This window comes from Sphingopyxis sp. LC363 (assembly GCF_000756385.1).
Lineage (GTDB): Bacteria > Pseudomonadota > Alphaproteobacteria > Sphingomonadales > Sphingomonadaceae > Sphingopyxis.
In genome coordinates this window covers 1-21,321 of sequence record NZ_JNFC01000037.1, presented here as the reverse complement: position 1 = coordinate 21,321, position 21,321 = coordinate 1, and the positions used below count along the sequence as shown (strand labels likewise).

Genomic DNA, 21,321 nt, shown 5'->3' with positions numbered 1-21,321 from the left:
CGGCGAAGGCCGGGATCTCGCCGGTGCGTTTCTACGATAAGTCGAGATCCCGGCCTTCGCCGGGATGACAAACTTGGGGTCAGGCCGTCAGCGCCGCGTCGCGTAGCCCGCGCCACACGCGCAGCGCCTGCCGGTTCTCGGCGATGTCGTGGACGCGCAGCAACTGCGCGCCGTGCGCCGCCGCCTGATAGTGCAGCGCCACCGTACCGCCGAGCCGCTGGTCGGCGGGCGCCTCATTGTCCAGCGCGCCGATCATCCGCTTGCGGCTCGCGCCGAACAGGATCGGGCAGCCGAGCGTATGAAACAGCGCGAGGCCGTTCACCAGCGTCAGATTTTCGCCGACCCCCTTGCCGAAACCGAGGCCCGGATCGACGATGATCTTCGCGCGGCCGATCCCCGCCGCGACGCACGCCGCGACGCGCTCGGCGAGCATGTCGTAGACGTCGAACAGGACGTGCGCATAAGTCCCGTCCGCGTGCGGATCGCTCTTCGCCGACGGCGCGTGCATCAGCACCACCGGGCAGCCGGCCTGCACCACGACCTCCATCGCGCGGTCGTCGTAGCGCAGCGCCGAAATATCGTTGACGAGGTGCGCCCCGGCGGCGAGCGCCGCCTCCATCACCGCGGCCTTGCGTGTGTCGATCGATACCGCGACGCCGCCTTTCGCCAGCGCGGCAACGACGCCCTCGATGCGCGCGATCTCGTCGCCTTCCCAGATCAGCGGCGCGCCCGGCCGCGTCGATTCGCCGCCGACGTCGACGATCGCCGCGCCCGCGGCGCCCATCGCAAAGCCCGCTTCGGCCGCAGCGGCGGCATCGACATGCTTGCCGCCATCGGAGAAGCTGTCGGGGGTGACGTTCAAAATGCCCATCAGCTGTGGCTCGCCCAGCCGGACGGTCCGTTCACCGAGCTGGAGATTGCCCCGCGGGCGCGCCACGCCGGCGCGCTGTGCTTTCGCCGCCTCGGCGAGCCGGTCGGGCATCGCCGCGATCCAGCCGTCGAGTTCGGCGACGGGGACGACCGCCGATTTCACCGCGCCATCGTCGCGCAGGCTGACATGCCACGCCGCGAACCAGACCATCGTGTCGGCGATGCGCAGGCAATGCTCGTCCAGCTCGTGCGGGCGGTCGACGAAGCAGGTGGGGCGGAGATAGACGCGCGCGTCCTCCCATGTCTTGCCGAGATCGGGCTTGGTGAGTGGCTGAAACATGCCCGTTCCCTCAATCCGTCACCCCCGCGAAGGCTGGGGCCGTTGGCAACCTTGTGCAACACCAATAGGGTCTCCCCGCCTTCGCGGGGGCGACGCCTATTAAGCCTCGTTGGCGAGCAGCCAGTCCTGCCGCACCGCGTCGATCACCCGCAGTTCCTTGCCGGTATCGATATGCCAGAAGGTCCAGCCGTTGCAGCTCGGCGCGCCCTGCACCCCCGCGCCGACCTTGTGGATCGATCCCGGCGCCTGACCCTCGCAATCGAGGCTGCCATCGACGCGCACCTTCGCTTTCCAGCGGCGCCTGGTATCGGTCAGCAGCGTTCCCGGCGCGATCATCCCGCATTCGACGAGCGTGCCGAACGCAACGCGCGTCGCGGCTTTCGGCGCCATCATCGTCCTTACCGCGCTCTCGTCGAGCGGCAGCGCCATTTCGATGCGCTCGTTCGCCGCGGCGATATAGTCATCCTCGCGCTCGATGCCGATGAAATGGCGGCCGAGGCGCTTCGCGACCGCGCCCGTCGTGCCGGTGCCGAAGAAGGGATCGAGCACCACGTCGCCGGGGTTCGAACAGGCGAGCAGGATGCGATAGAGCAAGGCTTCGGGCTTCTGTGTCGGATGCACCTTGGTGCCGCCCTTCTTGAGCCGCTCCTGACCACCGCAGATCGGGATCAGCCAGTCCGAACGCATCTGCAATTCGTCGTTCAGCGTCTTCATCGCGCGATAGTTGAAGGTATAGCGCGACTTCTCGCCCATCGACGCCCAGATCAAAGTCTCGTGTGCGTTGGTGAAGCGCGTGCCCTTGAAATTGGGCATCGGGTTCGCCTTGCGCCACACGATGTCGTTGAGGATCCAGTAGCCATTGTCCTGCAGCGCGGTGCCGACGCGGAAGATATTGTGATAGCTGCCGATCACCCAGATGCTGCCATTGGGCTTCAGGATGCGCTTCGCTTCCTTGAGCCAGGCGTGGGTGAAGCGGTCGTAAGTGGCGAGGCTGTCGAACTTGTCCCAATCGTCGTCGACCGCGTCGACCTGACTGCCGTCGGGACGCAGCAGATCGCCGCCGAGCTGGAGATTATAGGGCGGATCGGCGAAGATCATATCGACCGACGCTGCGGGAAGGCTGCGCATCATCTCGACGCAATCGCCCTGCAAAATGCTGTCGAGCGGCAGGTCCGCGGGGTCGACCTTCGGCGTCCGCCGCTTCGTCGCCGGCGCCTTGACCCGTTCCATCACACCCATGTTTCGCCCCTGTCTTCGACTGAAAGAAGGCCCTGATGAGTCAGGCGGAGTCCGCCGTCAAGCACCGGACTCTAGGGATTCCGCGTGTCCAAATAGTTAATATGATGAGAACGAAACGAGTCTGACACACCATATGGAGTCGCTCGCGACTCGGAGACTCAACCACTGGTGGTGTGGCGATGAGGACTCACCGGCGAAATTTTTTCCTCTCCCCTTGGGGGAGAGGGATGTGAAGACTTGCCGGCTTGCCGGCTAGTCGGAGCTGGGTGAGGGTCTGATGGCGCAAATGCCCTCATCCAAGTCCGCCTAATCGCTTCGCGATAAGGCTGCCTATCCTTCTCCCCCAAGGGGAGAAGGACTTAGAGCCCCGGATCGACCCCCGTCAGTTCGATCGAGCGCATCCACAGCTCGCGCGCCAGCTTCAGGTCGCGCGCCATGCGCGTCGCGCGCGCCGGGCCCGACCGGCCCGTCACTTCACCCAGCCCCTGCGGCCCCAGATAGTCGCCGCCCTGCACATGCGCGCCCGTCGCCGCCTGCAACGTCGGCCACGCCCCCTGCGCCGCGCTGTTGAAGAAAGGCGACGCGAGCGGGGTCAATGCGCGCAGCGGCAACGGCAGGTGGCGCTGCAATTCGGTGAGCGCGACGCCGGGATGGCAGCCGATCGCCTGCGTCGCGCGGCCCGCGGCGCTCAATCGGCGGTCGAGCTCGAACATGAAGAGCAGGTTCGCAAGCTTGCTCATCTGGTAGCGCCCCCAGTTGTGATAGCCGCGCGACGCCGACAGGTCGCTGTAATCCATCGTCCCGCTCTTGTGCGCGATGCTGCCGGTGACGACGATGCGATCGTCGACATGGCCGTGGACCAGCCCGGTGAAGGCGAAGGTGCCGAGGTGATTGACCCCGAATTGCAGCTCGAAGCCCTGTTTCGTGAGCGTCCGGGGCGGGATCATGACCCCGGCATTGTTGACCAGCACGTCGATCCGCGGCCCCGCGACTATGGCCTTCGCGGCATCGCGGACCTGATCGAGATCGGCGAGATCGAGCGGCTGGAAGGACAGCTCGGCGCCCGGCACATCGGCCCGGATGCGGTTCATCGCCGCCTCGGCCTTGTCGCCGTCGCGGCAGGCGAGGACGACATGCGCGCCCCGCGCGGCGAGGATTCTCGACACTTCGAAACCGATACCGGCATTGGCGCCGGTGACAAGGAAACGCCGCCCCGTCTGCGCGGCGACATCGTCGGCCGAAAATCCCCTGCTCATCGCCGTTTCCCCTCTTAGGCTGTCGGGCGGTCAGACCAGCTGCATTTGTGCGACCGGAGCGAAACTGGTCCGATGGTGCGGCGTGGGGCCATGCTGACGCAGCGCCGCAAGATGATATGCCGTGCCATAGCCCATATTGGTCTCCCAGCCAAAGCCGGGATAATCGCGCGCCGCCGCGACCATGAAGCGGTCGCGATGCTCCTTCGCAAGGATGCTCGCGGCAGAGATGCACGGGTGCAGCGCGTCGCCGCCGATGATCGCGCGCGCGCTGTAACGCCATTTGGGCAGCCGGTTGCCGTCGACCAGCACCTCATGCGGATCGAACCCCAGCGCCTCGACCGCACGCGTCATCGCGAGGAAGGTCGCCTGCAATATGTTGATCCGGTCGATCTCGGCGACGGTCGCTTCGCCGACACTCCAGCGACAACGCGCCTTGATCTCGACTTCCAGCTCGCCGCGCCGCTTTGCCGTCAGCTTTTTGGAATCGTCGAGCCCGGCAATCCCGCCTTCGCACAGCAGCACCGCCGCCGCGACCACCGGCCCCGCCAGCGGTCCGCGCCCGGCCTCGTCGACCCCGACGATCATGAAATCCGCCACGGCGGATACCTCCGATATTCGGCCGCCTGATACAGGCACAGCCGGTTGCCCGCAGGGTCGGCCAGCCGCGCCTCGCGCCAGCCCCATGCCTCGTCCTTCGGCATCTGGTCGAAACGCACCCCGCGCCGCGCGAGATAGGCAACCCACGCATCGAGCGCGCCGCTCTCCAGATACGTCGTCGCGCCGCCCGCCGCGCCGTCGCCGGCATGGATCGACAGCGTCACGCCGTTCGCCGCCTCGAAGCGCGCGTAGCCATTGTCCGGGCTATCGACGATCTGGGTCAGCCCGAGTTGCTTGTAGAAAGCGACCGACACCGCATAATCGGTCGCGGGCAAGGTGATCTGGTTGAGCGCCGGCCCGGTGAACAGCCCGTCGTTGCGCACATATTGCTGCCCCATCGGGCCGTGCCCCGCGCCCAGCCCCGGCGCGCCATGCAGCGACAGCCGCACGAAATCGCGCGCGCGCGCGATCGCGGGCTCGAGCGGCATGCCCTGTGCGAGCCCGGTCGCGATCGCGCTCGCGAGCGTGCAGCCGGTGCCATGGCTGTGCGGCGTGTCGATCCGCGGCGCTTCCCAGCGCGCGACCTCGCCTTCGCCGGTTTCGAGCAGCCGGTCGGTCACGGTCTCGCCTTCGGCATGGCCGCCTTTGACGAGCAGCGAACAACCGTGCGCGAGCACCGCCTCCTCGCCGCCCAGGGCTTCGAGTTCGGGCAGGTTCGGCGTCGCGACCATCGCGCGATCCAGCAGGGCCTTGAACGCCGCGATCGTCGCCGCGTCGGCGAGCACCGACCCGCTCGACGCGATCATCACCGGATCGAACACCAGCGCCGCTTGCGCGAGGTCGGGCTGGGCAAGCCGATCCGCCACCGCGGCAGCGGTTTCTGCACTCCCGATCATGCCGATCTTGATCGCATCGACGCCGATGTCCGACGCGACGCTGTCGATCTGCGCGAGCACCATGTCGGTCGGCACCGGATGGACGCCCTGCACGCTCAGCGTGTTCTGCGCGGTGATCGCGGTGATCGCCGTCATCGCATGGCCGCCGAGCATCGTGACCGCCTTGATATCGGCCTGGGTCCCCGCGCCGCCGCCGCTATCCGACCCGGCGACAATCAGAACGCGTGCGGTCACGGTTCACCAACATAAGCATCGTCACCCCGGACTTGATCCGGGGTCCACGACGCCGGGGCAGCGGAGGATGCCGGATCAAGTCCGGCATGACGAAGGAAGAAATTGATCACCCCTTATACTTTCGCTCCGTCGAAGCCGGGAATTTCGCCAGCGCCGCGCCTTCGCGCAGCGGGCGGTCGAGCAGGTCGCCGCCGCAATTGGGGCAGCGCTCGTCGAGCTTGTCGGCGCAGTTCGCGCAGAAAGTGCATTCGAACGAGCAGATGAAGGCGCCGTGGATGTCGGCGGGCAGATCGCGTCCGCACTTTTCGCAATCGGGTCGCATTTCAAGCATGTCTGGATTCCTTAAAAGCCGTTCGCCCTGAGCTTGTCGAAGGGCCGTTCTTCCTCCCCGTCCATAGAGAAAAGAACGGCGCTTCGACAACCCCGGGTCCGGCCCGGGGACAAACGGGAGAGAGTTGATATTCAGGCCGCCGCCGCGCGCACCGCGTCGCAGATCATGTCGACGACCTGCTCGACTTGCCCGGCATCGTCGCCTTCGGCCATCACGCGGATCAGCGGTTCGGTGCCCGACGGGCGGATCACGAGGCGCCCGCGCCCATTGAGCGTCGCCTCGCCCTCGGCGATCGCCGCGACGACATCCTTGTGCTCGAGCGGCTTGCCGCCGGCAAAGCGAACATTCTTCAAAAGCTGCGGCACCGGGTCGAACCGGTGAAGCAGCTCGCTCGCGGGCTTCCCGGCCGCGACGAGTTCGGCGAGCACCTGCAATGCCGCGAGCGTGCCGTCGCCGGTCGTCGCATGGTCCGACAGGATCATATGCCCCGACTGTTCGCCGCCGACGTTGAAACCACCATCCTTCATGCGTTCGAGGACATAGCGATCGCCGACCTTGGTGCGCTCGAGCCGCAGTCCCTCGCCTTCCAGAAAACGTTCGAGGCCGAGGTTCGACATCACCGTCGCGACGACCCCGCCCCCCTTCAGCCGCCCCTGCCGCGCCCAGCTCGCGCCGATCAGCCCCATGATCTGGTCGCCGTCGATAATCGTCCCCTTTTCGTCGACGACGATCAGCCGGTCGGCGTCGCCGTCGAGCGCGATGCCGATATCGGCGCCGCTCGCGACCACCGTTTCCTGCAGCAGCGCGGGCGCGGTCGATCCGCATTTATCGTTGATGTTGGTGCCATTGGGCTCAACCCCGATCGCGACGACGTCGGCGCCCAGCTCCCAAAACACCGTCGGCGCGCTGTTGTACGCCGCGCCATTGGCGCAATCGAGCACGATACGCAGCCCGTCGAGGCGCACCGATTCGGGCAGGCTCTGTTTCACCGCGTGGATATAGCGCCCGCGCGCGTCGTCGATCCGCTTGGCCCGGCCGATATGCGCCGCATCGGCCAGCTTCGGCTCGACGGTCAGCAGATGCTCGATCTGCGCCTCGTCCTCGTCGGACAATTTATATCCGTCGGGCCCGAACAGCTTGATCCCGTTGTCCTGATAGGGATTGTGGCTCGCGGAGATCATCACGCCCAGGTCGGCGCGCATCGAGCGCGTGAGCATCGCGATCGCCGGGGTCGGCATCGGGCCGACCTGGACGACATCCATGCCGACGCTGGTAAAGCCCGCGACGAGCGCGTTTTCGAGCATATAGCCCGACAATCGCGTGTCCTTGCCGATCACGACGCGATGCTTGTGGTCGCCGCGCAGGAAATGCGCGCCCGCCGCCATGCCGACACGCATCGCGACCTCCGCCGTCATCGGAGCCCGGTTGGTCAGGCCGCGAATCCCGTCGGTTCCGAAAAATTTGCGCATCGTCCCTCTGCTATCTGACCATCGACCGGCAAATGCCTGCCCCGGCTTCCCACGGGATGGCCCCCGCGGAGCATTTCCCGGCCCAAAAACCGGTTCCCGTTTCTTTCGGGAGGTGCTCTAAGTCACCCTCTTTTGCTTGGCAAGCTGGCCAGAATAATCGCCGGGAGAATCCGCTTTGAAATCCGCTTGGTTCATTCTCTCGGCGCTGGTCGCCGGCATGTTGCTCGGGATCGGCGTCGAGATGGTCTCGGTCGAATGGGGAACGGCATCGCTGCCCTATGTCGAATGGATCGGCCTGCTGTGGCTCAACGCACTCAAGATGACGATCATCCCGTTGATCGTCGCACTCCTCGTAACGGGCATCACCGCGACGGCCGATGCCGCGCGGGCGGGCAAACTGGCCGGCCGTGCGGTGGCGATCTTCGTCGGCGCAAACCTGGTCGCCGGGCTGATGACCTTGGTGGTGCTCCCGCTTCTGCTCCGCGCCTTCCCCATGTCCGCCGCCGCCGCCGAGGGGTTGCGTCATGGGCTCGGCGGCTCGACCGAGGCCGTGCCGTCGCCCACCTTCACCGATTTTGTCCTCGGCCTCATCCCGACCAATCCGATCGCCGCGGCGGCCGACACATCGATTCTCCCGCTCATCGTTTTCACGACAATTTTCGCTTTCGCGATCAGCCGTGTAGGCAGCGCCGAGCGCGCAACCCTGTCGGGCTTCTTCAAGGCGCTGGGCGATGCGATGCTCGTCGTCATCGGATGGGTGCTGGCGCTCGCGCCGCTCGGGGTTTTCGCGCTCGGCTATGCGCTCGCGATCAAGGCCGGGGTCGCCGCGTTCGGCGGGCTCGTCCATTATGTGCTGATGCTTTCGGCGATCGGCGCCTGCACCATCATCCTTGGCCTCGCTCTCGCAATGTTCGTCGTCGGGGTGCCCCTGCCACGCTTCGTGCGCGCGATGGTGCCGACCTTCGCCGTCGCGATCAGCACGCAAAGCTCGCTCGCCAGCCTGCCCGCGATGCTGAAATCGTCGGAGGAACTCGGCGTCGACCCGAAAAAGGCCGATATCGTCCTGCCGCTCGCGGTCGCATTGTTCCGTTTCACCAGCCCGGCGATGAACCTCGCGGTCGTTGTCTATATCGCGTGGCTGTTCGGCGTCGAACTGACGCCGTGGGAGATGGCGGTGGGGCTTGCGGTCGCGCTCGCCGCGGCGCTCTCTTCGGTCAGCCTGCCCGGCTCGATCAGTTTCGTGACCTCGATAGCGCCGATCGCGATCGCGATGGGCGTCCCCGTCGCGCCTTTGGGGCTGCTCGTCGCGGTCGAGACTTTTCCCGACATCTTCCGGACACTCGGCAATGTTATCGGCGACGTCGCCGCGACGAAATATGCCGCCGACGGCGTCGAAAATGAAGCAGTAGGAGAAACGCCATGAAATATCGCAAGCTCGGCCACGGCCTCGAAGTTTCGGCGATCGGCATCGGCTGCATGCCGATGATCCGCGGCGGCAACATCCTTTATGGCGAGGCCGCCGACTTGGGCGAATCGACGCGCACGATCCACCGCGCGATCGACCTTGGCGTGACCTTTTTCGACACCGCGCAAATCTATGGCCCGTTCAGCAACGAGGAATTGCTGGGCGAAGCGATCCGCGGCAAGCGCAACGGGCTGGTCATCGCGACCAAATTCGGCTTCCGCTTCGAAGGCAAGCAGATCATCGGCGTCGACGGCTCGCCCGCGAACGCCCGCGCCGCGTGCGAAGGCTCGCTCCAGCGGCTCGGCATCGACACAATCGATCTTTTCTACCAGCACCGCGTCGACCCCAATGTGCCGATCGAGGAGACCGTCGGCGGCATGATGGAGCTGGTGAAGGAGGGCAAGGTCCGCCACATCGCGCTCTCCGAAGCCGGGCCCGAAACGCTCCGCCGCGCCGCAAAGGCCGCGCCGATCGCCGCATTGCAAAGCGAATATTCGATCTGGGAACGCGATATCGAGGACGAGATCCTTCCCGTCTGCCGCGAGCATGGCATCGGCTTCGTCCCCTATTCGCCGCTCGGGCGCGGGTTCCTCGCGGGCGCGGTGCGCAGCCGCGACGAACTTCCCGAAAGCGACTGGCGCCGGAACGACCCGCGTTATTCGGACGAGAATCTTCCCGCCAACCTCGCGATCGTCGATGCGATCGGCGCGGTGGCGGACAAGCATGGCGTGTCGAAAGCGCGGGTCGCGCTCGCCTGGCTGCTCGCGCAAGGCGACGACATCGTGCCCATCCCCGGCACCAAACGCCGCGCGACGATGGAGGACAGCGTCGCCGCCGCCGACGTCACGCTCACCGCCGAAGATCTCGCCGCGATCGACGCCGCCGCGCCCAAGGGCGGCACCAGCGGCCCGCGCTATGGCGAACAGGGGATGCGGATGGTGCGGCTGTGATCTTGTAGCGGGTCGTGGCGGCTGGCGACCGAACCTAGCCGTCGCCTCCGCGAAGGCGGGGGCCGCTGTCGTTTTACACAATGCCGCTGAGTAAGGCCGCTAGCGGCCCCCGCCTTCGCGGGGGCGACGGTTGTGGAATGTCCGCTCTCCACCCCAAAACAGACGTCCCCCTCGCGCACCGCACACAAGGCTTACCCCCGCAAGGCAAACCCGCTAGCGTCGCCCCCATGCACCAGATTCTCGCCTCGCTCGCCCTCGTCCTGACCAGCACCGCCGCCGCCCACGCGCAAACGATCGACGGCGCGGTCGAGGGCGATGCGATCCTTCAGGATTTCACCTTCGCGACCGGCGAAAAACTGCCCGAGCTCAAGATCCATTACACCACGCTCGGCACGCCGCGGCGCGATGCCAAGGGCGATGTCACCAACGCGGTGATGATCCTCCACGGCACCGGCGGGACCGGAAAGCAATTCTTCCAGCCGCAATTCGCGAACGAGCTGTTCGGCCCCGGGCAGCCGCTCGATGCCGGCAAATATTACATCATCCTGCCCGACAATATCGGCCATGGCGGCTCGTCGAAGCCGAGCGATGGGCTGCGCATGAAATTCCCGCGCTATGATTACACCGACATGGTCGCCGCGCAGTATCGGATGCTCACCGAAAAGCTCGGCGTGAAGAAATTGGAGCTGATCCTCGGCACCTCGATGGGCTGCATGCACGCCTTCATGTGGGGAACGACGCGCCCCGGCTTCGCCGAAAAGCTCGCGCCCTTCGCCTGCCTGCCGGTCGAGATCGCGGGGCAGAACCGCATGTGGCGGACGCTGTCGATCGACGCGATCAAGGCCGACCCGATATGGAACGGCGGCGATTACAAGGAACCACCCGCTGCGGGCCTGCGCACCGCCGCTTCGCTCGTCCTGATCGCGGGCGCCAATCCCTATGCGCTGCAGGCGCAATATCCGACGCGCGAAGCCGCCGAACAATATAAGGATCAGGCCTTCGCGCGCGCCTATGGCCGCAATGACGCCAATGACGCGATCTACCAGCTCGACAGCTCGCGGACCTATAATCCCTGGCGGGATCTCGAAAAGATCGAGGTGCCCGTCCTGTGGATCAACTCGGCCGACGATTTCATCAACCCGCCCGCCTATGGCATCACCGAAAAGGCGACCCCGCGCATGAAGCGGGCGAAGTTCATCCTCATCCCGGCGAGCGCAGAAACCAAGGGTCATGGCACCCACACATGGGCGAAATTCTGGAAGGATGATCTCGCCAAGCTGATGGCGGAATAGGGCCGCCGCGCCTTCGCCGCTATGGCGAAGTTGGGTTTGCGGCGTCCCAAGCTTCTATCCCTTCCCCAATTCCCGCAAAACCGTTAGTGCGCGCCCATGATCCTCGTCATCGACAATTATGACAGCTTCACTTTCAACCTCGTTCACTATCTGATCGAGCTTGGTGCCGACGTGCGCGTCGAGCGCAACGACGCGCTTACCGCGGCGCAGGCGCTGGCGACCGGCGCCGACGCGATCCTGATCTCGCCCGGCCCCTGCACCCCGAACGAAGCGGGCATCAGCCTCGACCTCGTCGCCGCCTGCGCCGACGCGCGGCGCCCGCTGCTCGGCGTGTGCCTCGGTCATCAGGCGATCGGCCAGCATTTCGGCGGCACGGTGCAGCGCGGCCACCTGATGCACGGCAAGACCTCGCCCGTCTGCCACGACGGCAGCGGGCTTTACGCGGGCCTGCCCTCGCCCTTTCAGGCGACGCGCTACCACAGCCTCGAGGTTGTCGACATTCCCGAAAGCCTCGTCATCAACGCGACGAGCGACGACGGCGCCGTCATGGGTTTCCGCCACGCCGACCTCCCGATCCACGGCGTCCAGTTCCACCCCGAAAGCATCGCGACCGAACATGGTCATGCGATGCTCGCCAATTTCCTGAAGATCGCGGGATTGCCGGTCGGCGAACGGCAGGCGGCATGAGCCGCTTCGGCCCGTTCCCCGACCCCTCGGAGCTGCTGGGGCACGACGAGGCGGCGGGCGCCTTCGCGACGATGCTCGACGGCGGCGCGACCGACGAGCAAGTCACCCAATTTCTGATCGCGCTCTCCGACCGCGGCGAAACGATGGTTGAAATCGCCGCCGCCGCGCAGGCGATGCGCGAGCGGCTGATCCCGATCGACGCCCCCGCCGGCGCGATCGACGTCTGCGGCACCGGCGGCGACGGCCATCATACGCTCAACGTCTCGACCGCCGTGTCGATCGTCGTCGCGGCATGCGAGGTTCCGGTCGCAAAGCATGGGAATCGCGCCGCTTCCTCGAAATCCGGCGCCGCCGACACGCTGGAAGCATTGGGCCTCGACATGGAGCGCGCCGACCGCCAGGCGCAGGAACAGCTCGCCGATCTCGGTATCTGCTTCCTCTTCGCCGGAACGCGCCATCCTGCGATGAAGCGCATCATGCCGATCCGCCGGGCGATCGGGCGGCGGACGATCTTCAACCTGATGGGGCCGCTCGCCAACCCCGCGCGCGTCACGCGCCAGCTCGTCGGCATCGCGCGCCCCGCCTATGTCCCCGTCTATGCCGAGGCGCTGCACCGGCTCGGCACCGATCATTCGCGCGTCATTTCGGGCGACGAGGGGCTCGACGAGCTGTCGCTCGCGGGCGGCAACGAGGTCGCGGTGGTGACGCCCGAAGGCGTGCGGATGCAGCGCAGCGTCGCCGCCGATGCCGGGCTCCCGACGCGCGCGCTCGCCGAAATCCGCGGCGGCGATGCCGAATATAATGCGAAAGCGCTTCGCGGCCTGCTGCAAGGCGAGCCCGGCGCCTATCGCGACGCGGTGCTCTACAATGCCGCCGAGGCGCTCGTCGTCGCGGGCGCCGCCGAAACCTTGTTCGAAGGCGTCGAGGAAGCCGCCGAGGCGATCGACAAGGGTCTTGCCAACGCGCTGCTCAATTGCTGGATCGCCTATAAATGAACAAGCTAACCCAGATACTTGCGACCAAGGCCGAAGAAGTCGCCGAACGCCGCGCGGCACGGTCCTTTTCCGATCTCGACGCCGTCGACGCCGGCCCGGTGCGCGGCTTCGCCAAGGCGTTACAGGCGAAGATCGACGCCGGCGGCTTCGCCCTGATCGCCGAAATCAAGAAAGCATCGCCTTCCAAGGGACTGATAAGGGCGGACTTCAACCCGGCGGAGCACGCCCGGGCCTATGCCGGGGGCGGTGCCGCCTGCCTGTCGGTGCTCACCGACGCGCCCTGGTTTCAGGGGCATGAGGATTATCTCGTCGCCGCGCGCGCCGCCTGCGCGCTTCCCGCGCTGCGCAAGGATTTCATGGTCGATCCGTGGCAGGCGGCCGAAGCGCGCGCGATCGGTGCCGACGCGATCCTGATCATCGTCGCCGCGCTCGACGACGGCGTGATGCAGGAGATCGAAGCCGCCGCCTCCGATCGCGGCATGGACGTCCTCGTCGAGGTCCACGACGAAGCCGAACTCGACCGCGCGCTCACGCGGCTCAAATCGCGCCTGATCGGCGTCAACAACCGCGACCTCCGCACCTTCGAAACCGACCTCGCGGTCACCGAACGCCTCGCAAAGCTGGTCCCGCCGGGCACGTTGCTCGTCGGCGAAAGCGGCATCGCGAGCCACGCCGATTGCGCAAGACTGGCCGAAAGCGGCGTCAAAACCTTCCTCGTCGGCGAAAGCCTGATGCGCCAGGATGACGTCACGGTGGCAACGAGGGCGCTGCTGGAGGGCTGACGTTCGCTTTGGGGTGGGAACTGCTATTGCCGATCCTCCCTGTCGCGAAGCGATGGGGAGGGGGACCGCCGCGAAGCGGTGGTGGAGGGGCCGCAACCTCGCACTATTAGCCCCTCCGTCAGCGCTACGCCGCTGCCACCTCCCCATGGCTTCGCCACAGGGAGGATTAAAACTGCAAACGCTTTGCTGCCATTGCTCTTGCCTTTCCCCCGCCGCCTTGCTTCCGTCCTCCCGCAATGACACTCAAACCGACTCATCTCGACGAGACCGGCGCCGCGCATATGGTCGATGTCGGCGGCAAGCCCGTAACGCAGCGCCGTGCGGTCGCCGGCGGGCGCATCGCCATGTCCCCGGAGGCGCTCGAAGCGATCCGCAGCGGCAATGCGCCCAAGGGCGATGTCCTCTCGACCGCGCGCATCGCCGGGATCATGGCCGCGAAGCGCACGTCCGACCTTATCCCGCTCTGTCACCCGCTCGCGCTGACCAAGGTCGGCGTCGATTTTACGTGGGAAGAGGGTGGCATCGCGGTGACTGCTGTCGCACAGACAACCGGCCAGACGGGGGTCGAAATGGAGGCGCTCACCGCCGCCTCGGTCGCGCTTCTCACCCTCTACGACATGGCGAAGGCGCTCGACCGCGCGATGATCCTCGGCGACATCCGCCTCCTCGAAAAGAGCGGCGGCCGCTCGGGCGACTGGCGCGCCGAATGAGCGGACTGCTCGCCGTCGAGGACGCACAGGCGCGGCTCCTCGCGCTGCGCGACCCCATCGTCAGCGAAAATATCGCCTTTTCCGAATCGCTTGGGCGCCATCTTTCATCCGATGTCGTCGCGCTGCGCGACCAGCCCGCGGCGCCGCTCTCCGCCATGGACGGCTACGCGATCCGCTTTGATGACCTGCCCGGCCCGTGGACCGTCATCGGCGAAAGCGCCGCGGGCGCCGCGCCCGACCGCGCCGTGGGTCCGGGCGAGGCGATGCGCATCTTCACCGGGGCGATGCTTCCTGCCGGCGCCGACACCGTCATCGTTCAGGAGGATGTCGCACGCGAAGGCGACGCGTTGACGCTGACGCGCGACGGCCCCGGCGCGCGCGGCCGCCATGTTCGCGCGCGCGCCGCCGATTTCGCCGCCGGCGACTGCCTTCTCCCTGCAGGCACGCGCCTGACGCCCGGCGCGATCGCGGCGGCGGCGATGAGCGGTGCGGGAGAACTCGCCGTCGGCCGCCGTCCGCGCGTCGCGATCGTGACGACCGGCGACGAGCTTGTCCGGCCCGGACGTCCGCTCGCGCCCGGCCAGATCCCCGACAGCAACGGCGTCATGCTCGCCGCGATGCTCGCGGGCGAAGCCGATGACGCCGTCCTCGCGCATCATCTTCCCGACGATCGCGCGAAACTCGCCAGCGCGCTCAAGGAGTTGGCACGACGTCACGACGTCATCGTCACCGTCGGCGGCGCGTCGGTCGGCGATCACGACCATGTTCGCGGCGCGCTGGGCGACGCCGGCGGGCGGCTCGATTTCTGGAAGATCGCCATGAAGCCCGGCAAGCCGCTGATCGCCGGGACGCTCGGCGACGCCGTCCTGCTCGGCCTGCCCGGCAACCCCTCGTCGGCCTTCGTCACCGCGACCTTGTTCCTGTTGCCGCTCGTCCGCCATCTCGCCGGCGCGGGCACTCCCTTGCCGCCCGTGCATCGCGCGCCGCTCGCCGCGCCGCTCGGCGAAGGCGGTACGCGCCGCGATTACCTCCGCGCGCGACTCGAAAACGGCCGCCTGACGCCGATGATCGGACAGGAAAGCGGCCGCACGCTTCCGCTCGCCGCGGCCAATGCGCTGCTGATCCGCGAGATCGGCACGCCCGCGCGCGATGCCGGGGCGATGGCGGACTATATCGTCATCGCTTGACAAGTTCCGATTTGTTCCACTATCGTTCTCAATATGTCCGATACGGCATCATGGAGAACGACCGATGTTGACCGCGAAGCAGCATGAACTGCTCCACTTCATCCAGCAGCGCCTCGACGCGAGCGGCATCTCGCCCTCGTTCGAGGAGATGAAGGAGGCGCTCGGCCTCAAGTCGAAATCGGGCATACACCGGCTGATAAGCGCCTTGGAAGAAAGGGGTTTTCTCCGCCGCCTACCCAACCGCGCGCGCGCGCTCGAAGTGCTCAAGGTACCCGAAGCGGCGAAGCCCGCCGTGCGCAACGATCGCGACAATATCGTCCCGCTGCGCAAGAGCCCGCCCGCGATCCGGCCGATCGCGGCGAACGACATCGTCGAAGTGCCGCTGCACGGCAAGATCGCCGCCGGCGTGCCGATCGAGGCGTTCGAGGATCACAACAATCTCGCCGTCCCCGCGGCGCTGCTCGGCTCGGGCGAACATTATGCGCTCGAAGTCTCCGGCGATTCGATGGTCGAGGCGGGCATCTTCGACGGCGACTATGCGCTGATCCAGAAAGCGAGCACCGCGCGCGAGGGCGACATCGTCGTCGCGCTCGTCGACGGGCAGGACGCGACGCTCAAATATTTCCGCCGCGAAGGCCAGATGATCCGGCTCGACCCCGCGAACAGCGCCTATGAGCCGCAACGCTACCCCGCCGAGCGCGTCATCGTGCAAGGGCGTTTGTCGGGACTGCTTCGTCGTTACCACTAAGCTGCTGCGGACGCCGCCACGGATGCTCGTCGCCCACGCGAAGCGCGGCCACGGCTTCCGGCGCTTCGCCCAGATAGATCGCCAGCCCGCCGGTTTCGGCAAGGCTGTCGCGGTCGATCGTCATCCAGCGCACCACGCATTCGTGCGGTAACCAGCGGTCGCTGATCACGACGTCGGCGGCGGCGCAGGCGGCGGCCATGTCAGCCCCCTCGATCCGGTCGCGCCCGTGCGACGCCAGTATGATGCGCCGCGCACTGCCCTCACCCTGCGCCCAGCGGCAGAAATCGCGATTGCATTCGACATAGTCGAGCTCGGCCAATGCCAGAAGCGGCGCGTCAACCCCGGCCGCCTCGGCGACGGTATCGCGGACATAATCGCCCGCCCGGTCGCGCAGCAGCGCGTAGCCGCCATCGGGGAGCGCGGCGGCGATATGCCGCCCGTCGCCGGTGACGAGCAGATCGGGGCGCGGCGCGGCGAGCAGCGTCGCCATCCCGATGATCAGCGGCACCGCCCCGGCGCGGCGCCAGCGCGTCTGCCACAGTAGCAGCCACAGCCCGCCGAAGACCGCGAGAGCGAAACCCCAGCGCGGAAAGTTCGGCATCGTCGCGACCGCGCCCGGCGCGTTGGCGACGCCGTGCGCCAGCGCGATCAGCGCGCGCAGCGCCTGTTCGGCCACCCACCAAAAGGGCGCGCCCAGCCCCACGCTGTCGAACAGCAGCGCGAGCGCCTCCGCCGGCATGATGACAAAGGTCGTCAGCGGGATCGCGACGACATTGGCGAGCGCGCCGTAAAGCCCCGCCTTGTGGAAATGGAACAGCGCGATCGGCGCCAGCGCGACTTCGACGACGAGGCCCGTGATCAGCAATCCGGCGATCCCGCGCCCCAGCCGGAATAGCCACGGCTCCTCGCGGCGTGCCATGAATGCCCGCATCGGCCGGCTCTCGTGCAGCGCGATGATCGCCGTGACCGCGGCAAAGCTCAGCTGAAAACTCGGCCCCGCCAAGGCTTCGGGCCGCCAGAGCAATACGATCAACGCACCCGCCGCGACGAGCCGCAGCGTCAGCGCCTCGCGCCCCATCAGGAAGGCGACGAGCACGAGCAGCGCCGCGATGAACGAGCGCAAGGTCGGCACTTCGGCGCCGGCAAGCAGCGTATAGCCTCCGCCCGCGAGCGCCCCCGCCGCCGCCGCGAGCGGCAGGGCAAGGCCCGCGAGCGCCAGCCGTCGGTTGAGCGCCAGCAAGCGCATCCCCAGCAGCATGGCAAAACCGACCACCGCGGTCACATGCAGCCCGCTGATCGACAGCAGATGCGCGAGGCCGCTGCGGCGCATCGCCTCCTCGTCGGCCTCGGAAATCGCGCCGCGGTCGCCGGTCACCAGCGCCGCCGCGATGCCGCCCGCCGAGCCTGCAACCTCGCCCTGGATATGCGCGCTCAGCCGTGCGCGCAGCGGCGGCGCGGCGGCTTCCTTCCCCGGCACGCGGGACACCTCGCCCAATATCGTCCCGACCGCGCCGATTCCGTCGAACCAGGCGCGCTGGGCAAAATCATAGCCGCCGGGCAGGCTCGCGGTCGGCGGCGGCATCAACCGCGCGCGGACGCCAATCGTTTCGCCGTCGGCAAGCTCCGCCGCCTGTTCGGCGCGCAGCGTCAGGCGCACGCGCGGCGGCAGGTCGCTCCGCCGCTGCGGCAGCGCGAGGATGCGGACCTGCCCCTTTGCCGGAAGCGGCTCGACGCGCTCGACGATGGCCGAAAAGCTCGTCGTTACCGGCGCCGCGAGCACGGGCGCCGCGACCCACAGCGCGCGGGCCCAGATCAGCAGGATTCCTGCCGCCGCGGCCCCGCTCCCGACGGCAAGCGCGCGGCCGAGCCGGCTGTGCCAGCCGACGAGCAAGCCGAACAACAGGACCGCCGCCAGCGCGAGCAACAGCCCGATCCAATGCGCATGCGCGGGCAAGGCGAACCAGGCGGCGATCCCCGCGCCCAATGCGACGGGGAGCCAAAGCCCGATCCGCTCGCGCTCGGCTTCGAGCCGCGCTTCGAGCGCTTCGCGCATCCGTTGCAGGACAGCCGCGCGGCGCGTCGAAATGGGCGTTTGAAGCGGACTTGTCGCCATGCTAGGGGCACCCCCGATCCCCGTCCAACAGGGCGGCAAAGTGAGTGAAAGAGGCCGTAGTGGCAACCGAAAACCCAACCAGAACGGCCGAAGCGACCCCCGAGGCGACCGGCGCCGACGTCGTGACCCGCTTCGCCCCGTCGCCGACCGGCTATCTGCATATCGGCGGCGCGCGCACCGCACTGTTCAACTGGCTCTTCGCGCGCCATCACGGCGGCAAATTCCTGCTCCGCATCGAGGACACCGACCGCGCGCGCTCGACCGACGCCGCGATCGACGCGATTCTCGACGGGATGCAGTGGCTCGACCTCGATTGGGACGGCGAGACCGTGTATCAGTTCGCGCGCGCGCCGCGCCATGCCGAGGTCGCGCACGAATTGCTCGCGAAGGGCGAGGCCTATCGCTGCTATCTGACGCAGGACGAACTCGCCGCGCTGCGCGCCGAAGCGCAGGAAAAGCGCCAGCCTTTCCGCGTCCGCAGCCCATGGCGCGATCGCGACGACGGCGATCCGTCGGTGCCGCATGTGCTGCGCCTCCGCGCGCCGCAGGAGGGCGCGGTGACGATCGCCGACAAGGTGCAGGGCGAGGTCACCGTCCAGAACGCCGAACTCGATGATTTCATCCTGCTCAGGAGCGACGGCACGCCGACCTATATGCTCAGCGTCGTCGTCGACGATAACGACATGGGCGTGACGCACGTCATCCGCGGCGACGACCATCTCAACAACGCCTTCCGCCAGCTCGCGCTGCTTCGCGCGATGAACTGGCGCGAACCCGTCTATGCCCACGTCCCGCTGATCCACGGCGCCGACGGAGCGAAGCTGTCGAAACGCCACGGCGCGCTCGGCGTCGACGCCTATCGCGACGAGATGGGCTATCTGCCCGAAGCGGTGAACAATTATCTCCTCCGCCTCGGCTGGGGGCATGGCGACGACGAAATCATCAGCCGCGCGCAGGCGACCGAATGGTTCGATCTCGACCATGTCGGCCGCTCGCCGTCGCGCTTCGACTTCAAAAAGCTCGAAAATCTCAACGGCCATTATCTCCGCGAAGCCGACGGCGCGCGTCTTGCCGACCTCGTCGCGCCGCGCGTCGAAAAGCTGGTCGGGCGCGCGCTCGATGGCGTCGATCGCGACCTGCTGACGCGCGCGATGGACGCGCTGAAGCCGCGCGCGAAGACACTCGACGAAATCGCCGACGGCGCGACCTTCCTCTTCCAGCCGGACCCGTTGCCGGTGGACGAAAAGGCGGCCGAGGTGCTAAAGGCCGCGCCCGAAGGCTTGCTGGCCGCCGTGACCGAGCGGCTGCGCGGGCTGAACGACTGGACGACAGAAGAGCTGGACGCCGCCGTGCGCGCCGAAGCCGAAGCCGCCGAACTGGGGCTCGGAAAACTCGCGCAACCCCTACGCGCTGCATTAACCGGCCGCACCGTTTCCCCGGGAATTTTCGACGTGCTGCTCTTGCTCGGACGCGATGTCAGTCTCGCCCGACTTGACGCAGCGCAACATTATCCGGCAGGGGCGTAGCCACTCTCTCTCCCCGCCGTCAGAACAGGGAAAAAAATATGACCGACACCGCGAAAATCACGCTGGGCGACAAGACCGTCGACAGCCCTGTCCTGTCGGGCACCGTCGGCCCCGATGTGGTCGATATCCGCAAATTCTATGCCCAGACGGGCGCCTTCACCTACGACCCCGGCTTCACCTCGACCGCGAGCTGCGAATCGCAGATCACCTATATCGACGGCGACGAAGGCGTCCTGCTTCACCGCGGCTACGCGATCGGCGACCTCGCCGAAAATTCGAGCTTCATGGAGGTCTGCTACCTTCTCCTTAACGGCGAGCTTCCGAACGCGGGCGAACTCGAAAAATTCGACAACACGATCACGCGCCACACGATGCTGCACGAACAGCTCGCGACCTTCTATCGCGGTTTCCGCCGCGACGCGCACCCGATGGCCGTCATGTGCGGCGTCGTCGGCGCATTGAGCGCCTTCTATCACGACTCGACCGAGATCCACGATCCGCACCAGCGGATGGTCGCCAGCCACCGGCTGATCGCGAAGATGCCGACGATCGCCGCAATGGCTTACAAATATTCGGTGGGTCAGCCCTTCGTCTATCCCGACAACAAGCTCAGCTACACCGGCAATTTCCTGCGCATGACCTTCGGCGTCCCGGCCGAGGAATATGAGGTTGTTCCCGCCGTCGAGCGCGCGCTCGACCGCATCTTCATCCTCCACGCCGACCACGAACAGAATGCGTCGACCTCGACCGTCCGCCTCGCCGGCTCGTCGGGCGCCAATCCCTTCGCGTGCATCGCCGCGGGCATCGCCTGCCTGTGGGGCCCCGCGCACGGCGGCGCGAACGAGGCCGCGCTCAACATGCTGCGCGAAATCGGCCGTCCCGAGCGCATCCCCGAATATATCGCGCGCGCGAAGGACAAGGACGATCCGTTCCGCCTGATGGGCTTCGGCCACCGCGTCTACAAAAATTACGACCCGCGCGCGACCGTGATGCAAAAGACGGTGCGCGAGGTGTTCGACGCGCTGAAGGTCAACGACCCGGTGTTCGAGGTCGCGTTGCAGCTCGAGGAAATGGCGCTCAACGATCCCTATTTCATCGAAAAGAAGCTGTTCCCGAACGTCGACTTCTATTCGGGCGTGATCCTGTCGGCGATCGGTTTCCCGACGACGATGTTCACCGCGCTCTTCGCGCTCGCGCGCACCGTCGGCTGGGTTGCGCAGTGGAACGAGATGATCTCGGACCCCGCGCAGAAGATCGGCCGCCCGCGCCAGCTCTACACCGGCCCGGCGCACCGTCCGTTCGTCCCCGTCGACAAGCGCTGAGCGGGTTCGTCACCTAATGACAAAGGGGCCGCACTGCGGCCCCTTTTTGTGTTAGGTGGCTTTCGACCGATAGCGGACATTTAATCCTCCCTGTCGCGAAGCGATGGGGAGGTGGCAGCGCGAAGCGCTGACGGAGGGGCTATGGCGCACCGTCGCGGCCCCTCCACCACCGCCTGCGGCGGCGGTCCCCCTCCCCATCGCTGCGCGACACTCCTCGTCATCCCGGCGAAGGCCGGGATCTCGTCCTATCGGTTTACCGCACCGGCGACAACCCCGCCTTCGCCGGGATGACGGTCAAACTGATGACAGCTC

Annotated in this window: 19 protein-coding genes; 11 read left to right on the top strand and 8 right to left on the bottom strand. The window is 67.1% G+C overall.

What is annotated here, in order from left to right; genetic code table 11:
• Positions 1-79: 79 nt before the first annotated feature.
• From folP to glmM, 7 genes are all read right to left on the bottom strand, one after another.
• Positions 80-1,210 carry a dihydropteroate synthase gene (gene folP, locus FG95_RS14265; RefSeq protein WP_037556752.1) on the bottom strand — a complete coding sequence of 377 codons (1,131 nt, stop codon included), beginning with the start codon at positions 1,208-1,210 and terminating at the stop codon, positions 80-82.
• A gap of 99 nt (positions 1,211-1,309) precedes the next feature.
• Complete coding sequence (locus FG95_RS14260) at positions 1,310-2,449, bottom strand: site-specific DNA-methyltransferase (protein ID WP_037556750.1); 1,140 nt, start codon at positions 2,447-2,449, stop codon at positions 1,310-1,312.
• Positions 2,450-2,808: 359 nt separating this feature from the next.
• Entirely contained in the window at positions 2,809-3,705 is an 897-nt protein-coding gene (locus FG95_RS14255; protein ID WP_037556747.1) for an oxidoreductase, read from the bottom strand.
• A gap of 30 nt (positions 3,706-3,735) precedes the next feature.
• The gene (locus tag FG95_RS14250) at positions 3,736-4,290 is read right to left on the bottom strand and encodes a ribonuclease HII (RefSeq protein WP_037556745.1); all 555 of its coding nucleotides are present in this window, start codon (positions 4,288-4,290) and stop codon (positions 3,736-3,738) included.
• Positions 4,287-5,432, bottom strand: a complete 1,146-nt coding sequence (gene thiD / locus FG95_RS14245) for a bifunctional hydroxymethylpyrimidine kinase/phosphomethylpyrimidine kinase (protein WP_037556744.1) — start codon at positions 5,430-5,432, stop codon at positions 4,287-4,289. Before thiD ends, FG95_RS14250 begins: the two co-directional genes overlap by 4 nt.
• Before the next feature lie 106 nt (positions 5,433-5,538).
• Positions 5,539-5,763, bottom strand: a complete 225-nt coding sequence (locus FG95_RS14240) for a DUF1272 domain-containing protein (RefSeq protein ID WP_037556743.1) — start codon at positions 5,761-5,763, stop codon at positions 5,539-5,541.
• 131 nt (positions 5,764-5,894) lie between these two features.
• Positions 5,895-7,232, bottom strand: coding sequence for a phosphoglucosamine mutase (gene glmM / locus FG95_RS14235; RefSeq protein WP_037556742.1), 1,338 nt, complete (start codon positions 7,230-7,232; stop codon positions 5,895-5,897).
• 175 nt (positions 7,233-7,407) lie between these two features.
• Here glmM and FG95_RS14230 point away from each other — a divergent pair, with 175 nt between their 5' ends.
• The 9 genes from FG95_RS14230 (at position 7,408) to lexA (ending at position 16,048) form a co-directional block, all read left to right on the top strand.
• Complete coding sequence (locus FG95_RS14230; RefSeq protein WP_037556741.1) at positions 7,408-8,655, top strand: dicarboxylate/amino acid:cation symporter; 1,248 nt, start codon at positions 7,408-7,410, stop codon at positions 8,653-8,655.
• Positions 8,652-9,647 (top strand): aldo/keto reductase, encoded by a 996-nt coding sequence (locus FG95_RS14225; RefSeq protein ID WP_037556740.1) that lies wholly within the window; start codon positions 8,652-8,654, stop codon positions 9,645-9,647. The genes FG95_RS14230 and FG95_RS14225 overlap by 4 nt, the downstream gene beginning before the upstream one ends.
• Before the next feature lie 227 nt (positions 9,648-9,874).
• A complete protein-coding gene (locus tag FG95_RS14220; RefSeq protein WP_037556739.1) occupies positions 9,875-10,939 on the top strand; it encodes an alpha/beta fold hydrolase in 1,065 nt (354 codons plus the stop codon).
• A 96-nt stretch (positions 10,940-11,035) separates the two neighbouring features.
• Positions 11,036-11,626 carry an anthranilate synthase component II gene (locus FG95_RS14215; protein WP_037556738.1) on the top strand — a complete coding sequence of 197 codons (591 nt, stop codon included), beginning with the start codon at positions 11,036-11,038 and terminating at the stop codon, positions 11,624-11,626.
• On the top strand, positions 11,623-12,621 hold the full coding sequence (gene trpD, locus FG95_RS14210; RefSeq protein WP_037556737.1) for an anthranilate phosphoribosyltransferase: 999 nt from the start codon (positions 11,623-11,625) through the stop codon (positions 12,619-12,621). Before FG95_RS14215 ends, trpD begins: the two co-directional genes overlap by 4 nt.
• Positions 12,618-13,403 (top strand): indole-3-glycerol phosphate synthase TrpC, encoded by a 786-nt coding sequence (trpC, locus tag FG95_RS14205; RefSeq protein WP_037556735.1) that lies wholly within the window; start codon positions 12,618-12,620, stop codon positions 13,401-13,403. The genes trpD and trpC overlap by 4 nt, the downstream gene beginning before the upstream one ends.
• 236 nt (positions 13,404-13,639) lie before the next feature.
• Positions 13,640-14,113 carry a cyclic pyranopterin monophosphate synthase MoaC gene (gene moaC, locus FG95_RS14200; RefSeq protein ID WP_037556734.1) on the top strand — a complete coding sequence of 158 codons (474 nt, stop codon included), beginning with the start codon at positions 13,640-13,642 and terminating at the stop codon, positions 14,111-14,113.
• On the top strand, positions 14,110-15,300 hold the full coding sequence (locus FG95_RS14195) for a molybdopterin molybdotransferase MoeA (protein WP_037556733.1): 1,191 nt from the start codon (positions 14,110-14,112) through the stop codon (positions 15,298-15,300). The genes moaC and FG95_RS14195 overlap by 4 nt, the downstream gene beginning before the upstream one ends.
• Positions 15,301-15,364: 64 nt before the next feature.
• Positions 15,365-16,048: a transcriptional repressor LexA gene (gene lexA, locus FG95_RS14190; RefSeq protein WP_037556732.1), complete on the top strand. Its 684-nt coding sequence runs from the start codon at positions 15,365-15,367 to the stop codon at positions 16,046-16,048.
• On the opposite strand, the gene FG95_RS14185 is transcribed toward lexA, so the two are convergent.
• Positions 16,002-18,161 carry a ComEC/Rec2 family competence protein gene (locus FG95_RS14185; RefSeq protein ID WP_037556731.1) on the bottom strand — a complete coding sequence of 720 codons (2,160 nt, stop codon included), beginning with the start codon at positions 18,159-18,161 and terminating at the stop codon, positions 16,002-16,004. The genes lexA and FG95_RS14185 overlap by 47 nt on opposite strands.
• 59 nt (positions 18,162-18,220) lie before the next feature.
• Between FG95_RS14185 and gltX the strand changes: the two genes are divergently transcribed.
• Both gltX and FG95_RS14175 read left to right on the top strand, forming a co-directional pair.
• On the top strand, positions 18,221-19,687 hold the full coding sequence (gene gltX, locus FG95_RS14180; protein ID WP_037556730.1) for a glutamate--tRNA ligase: 1,467 nt from the start codon (positions 18,221-18,223) through the stop codon (positions 19,685-19,687).
• 38 nt (positions 19,688-19,725) lie between these two features.
• Positions 19,726-21,009 carry a citrate synthase gene (locus tag FG95_RS14175; protein ID WP_037556729.1) on the top strand — a complete coding sequence of 428 codons (1,284 nt, stop codon included), beginning with the start codon at positions 19,726-19,728 and terminating at the stop codon, positions 21,007-21,009.
• The last annotated feature ends 312 nt before the right edge of the window (positions 21,010-21,321 follow it).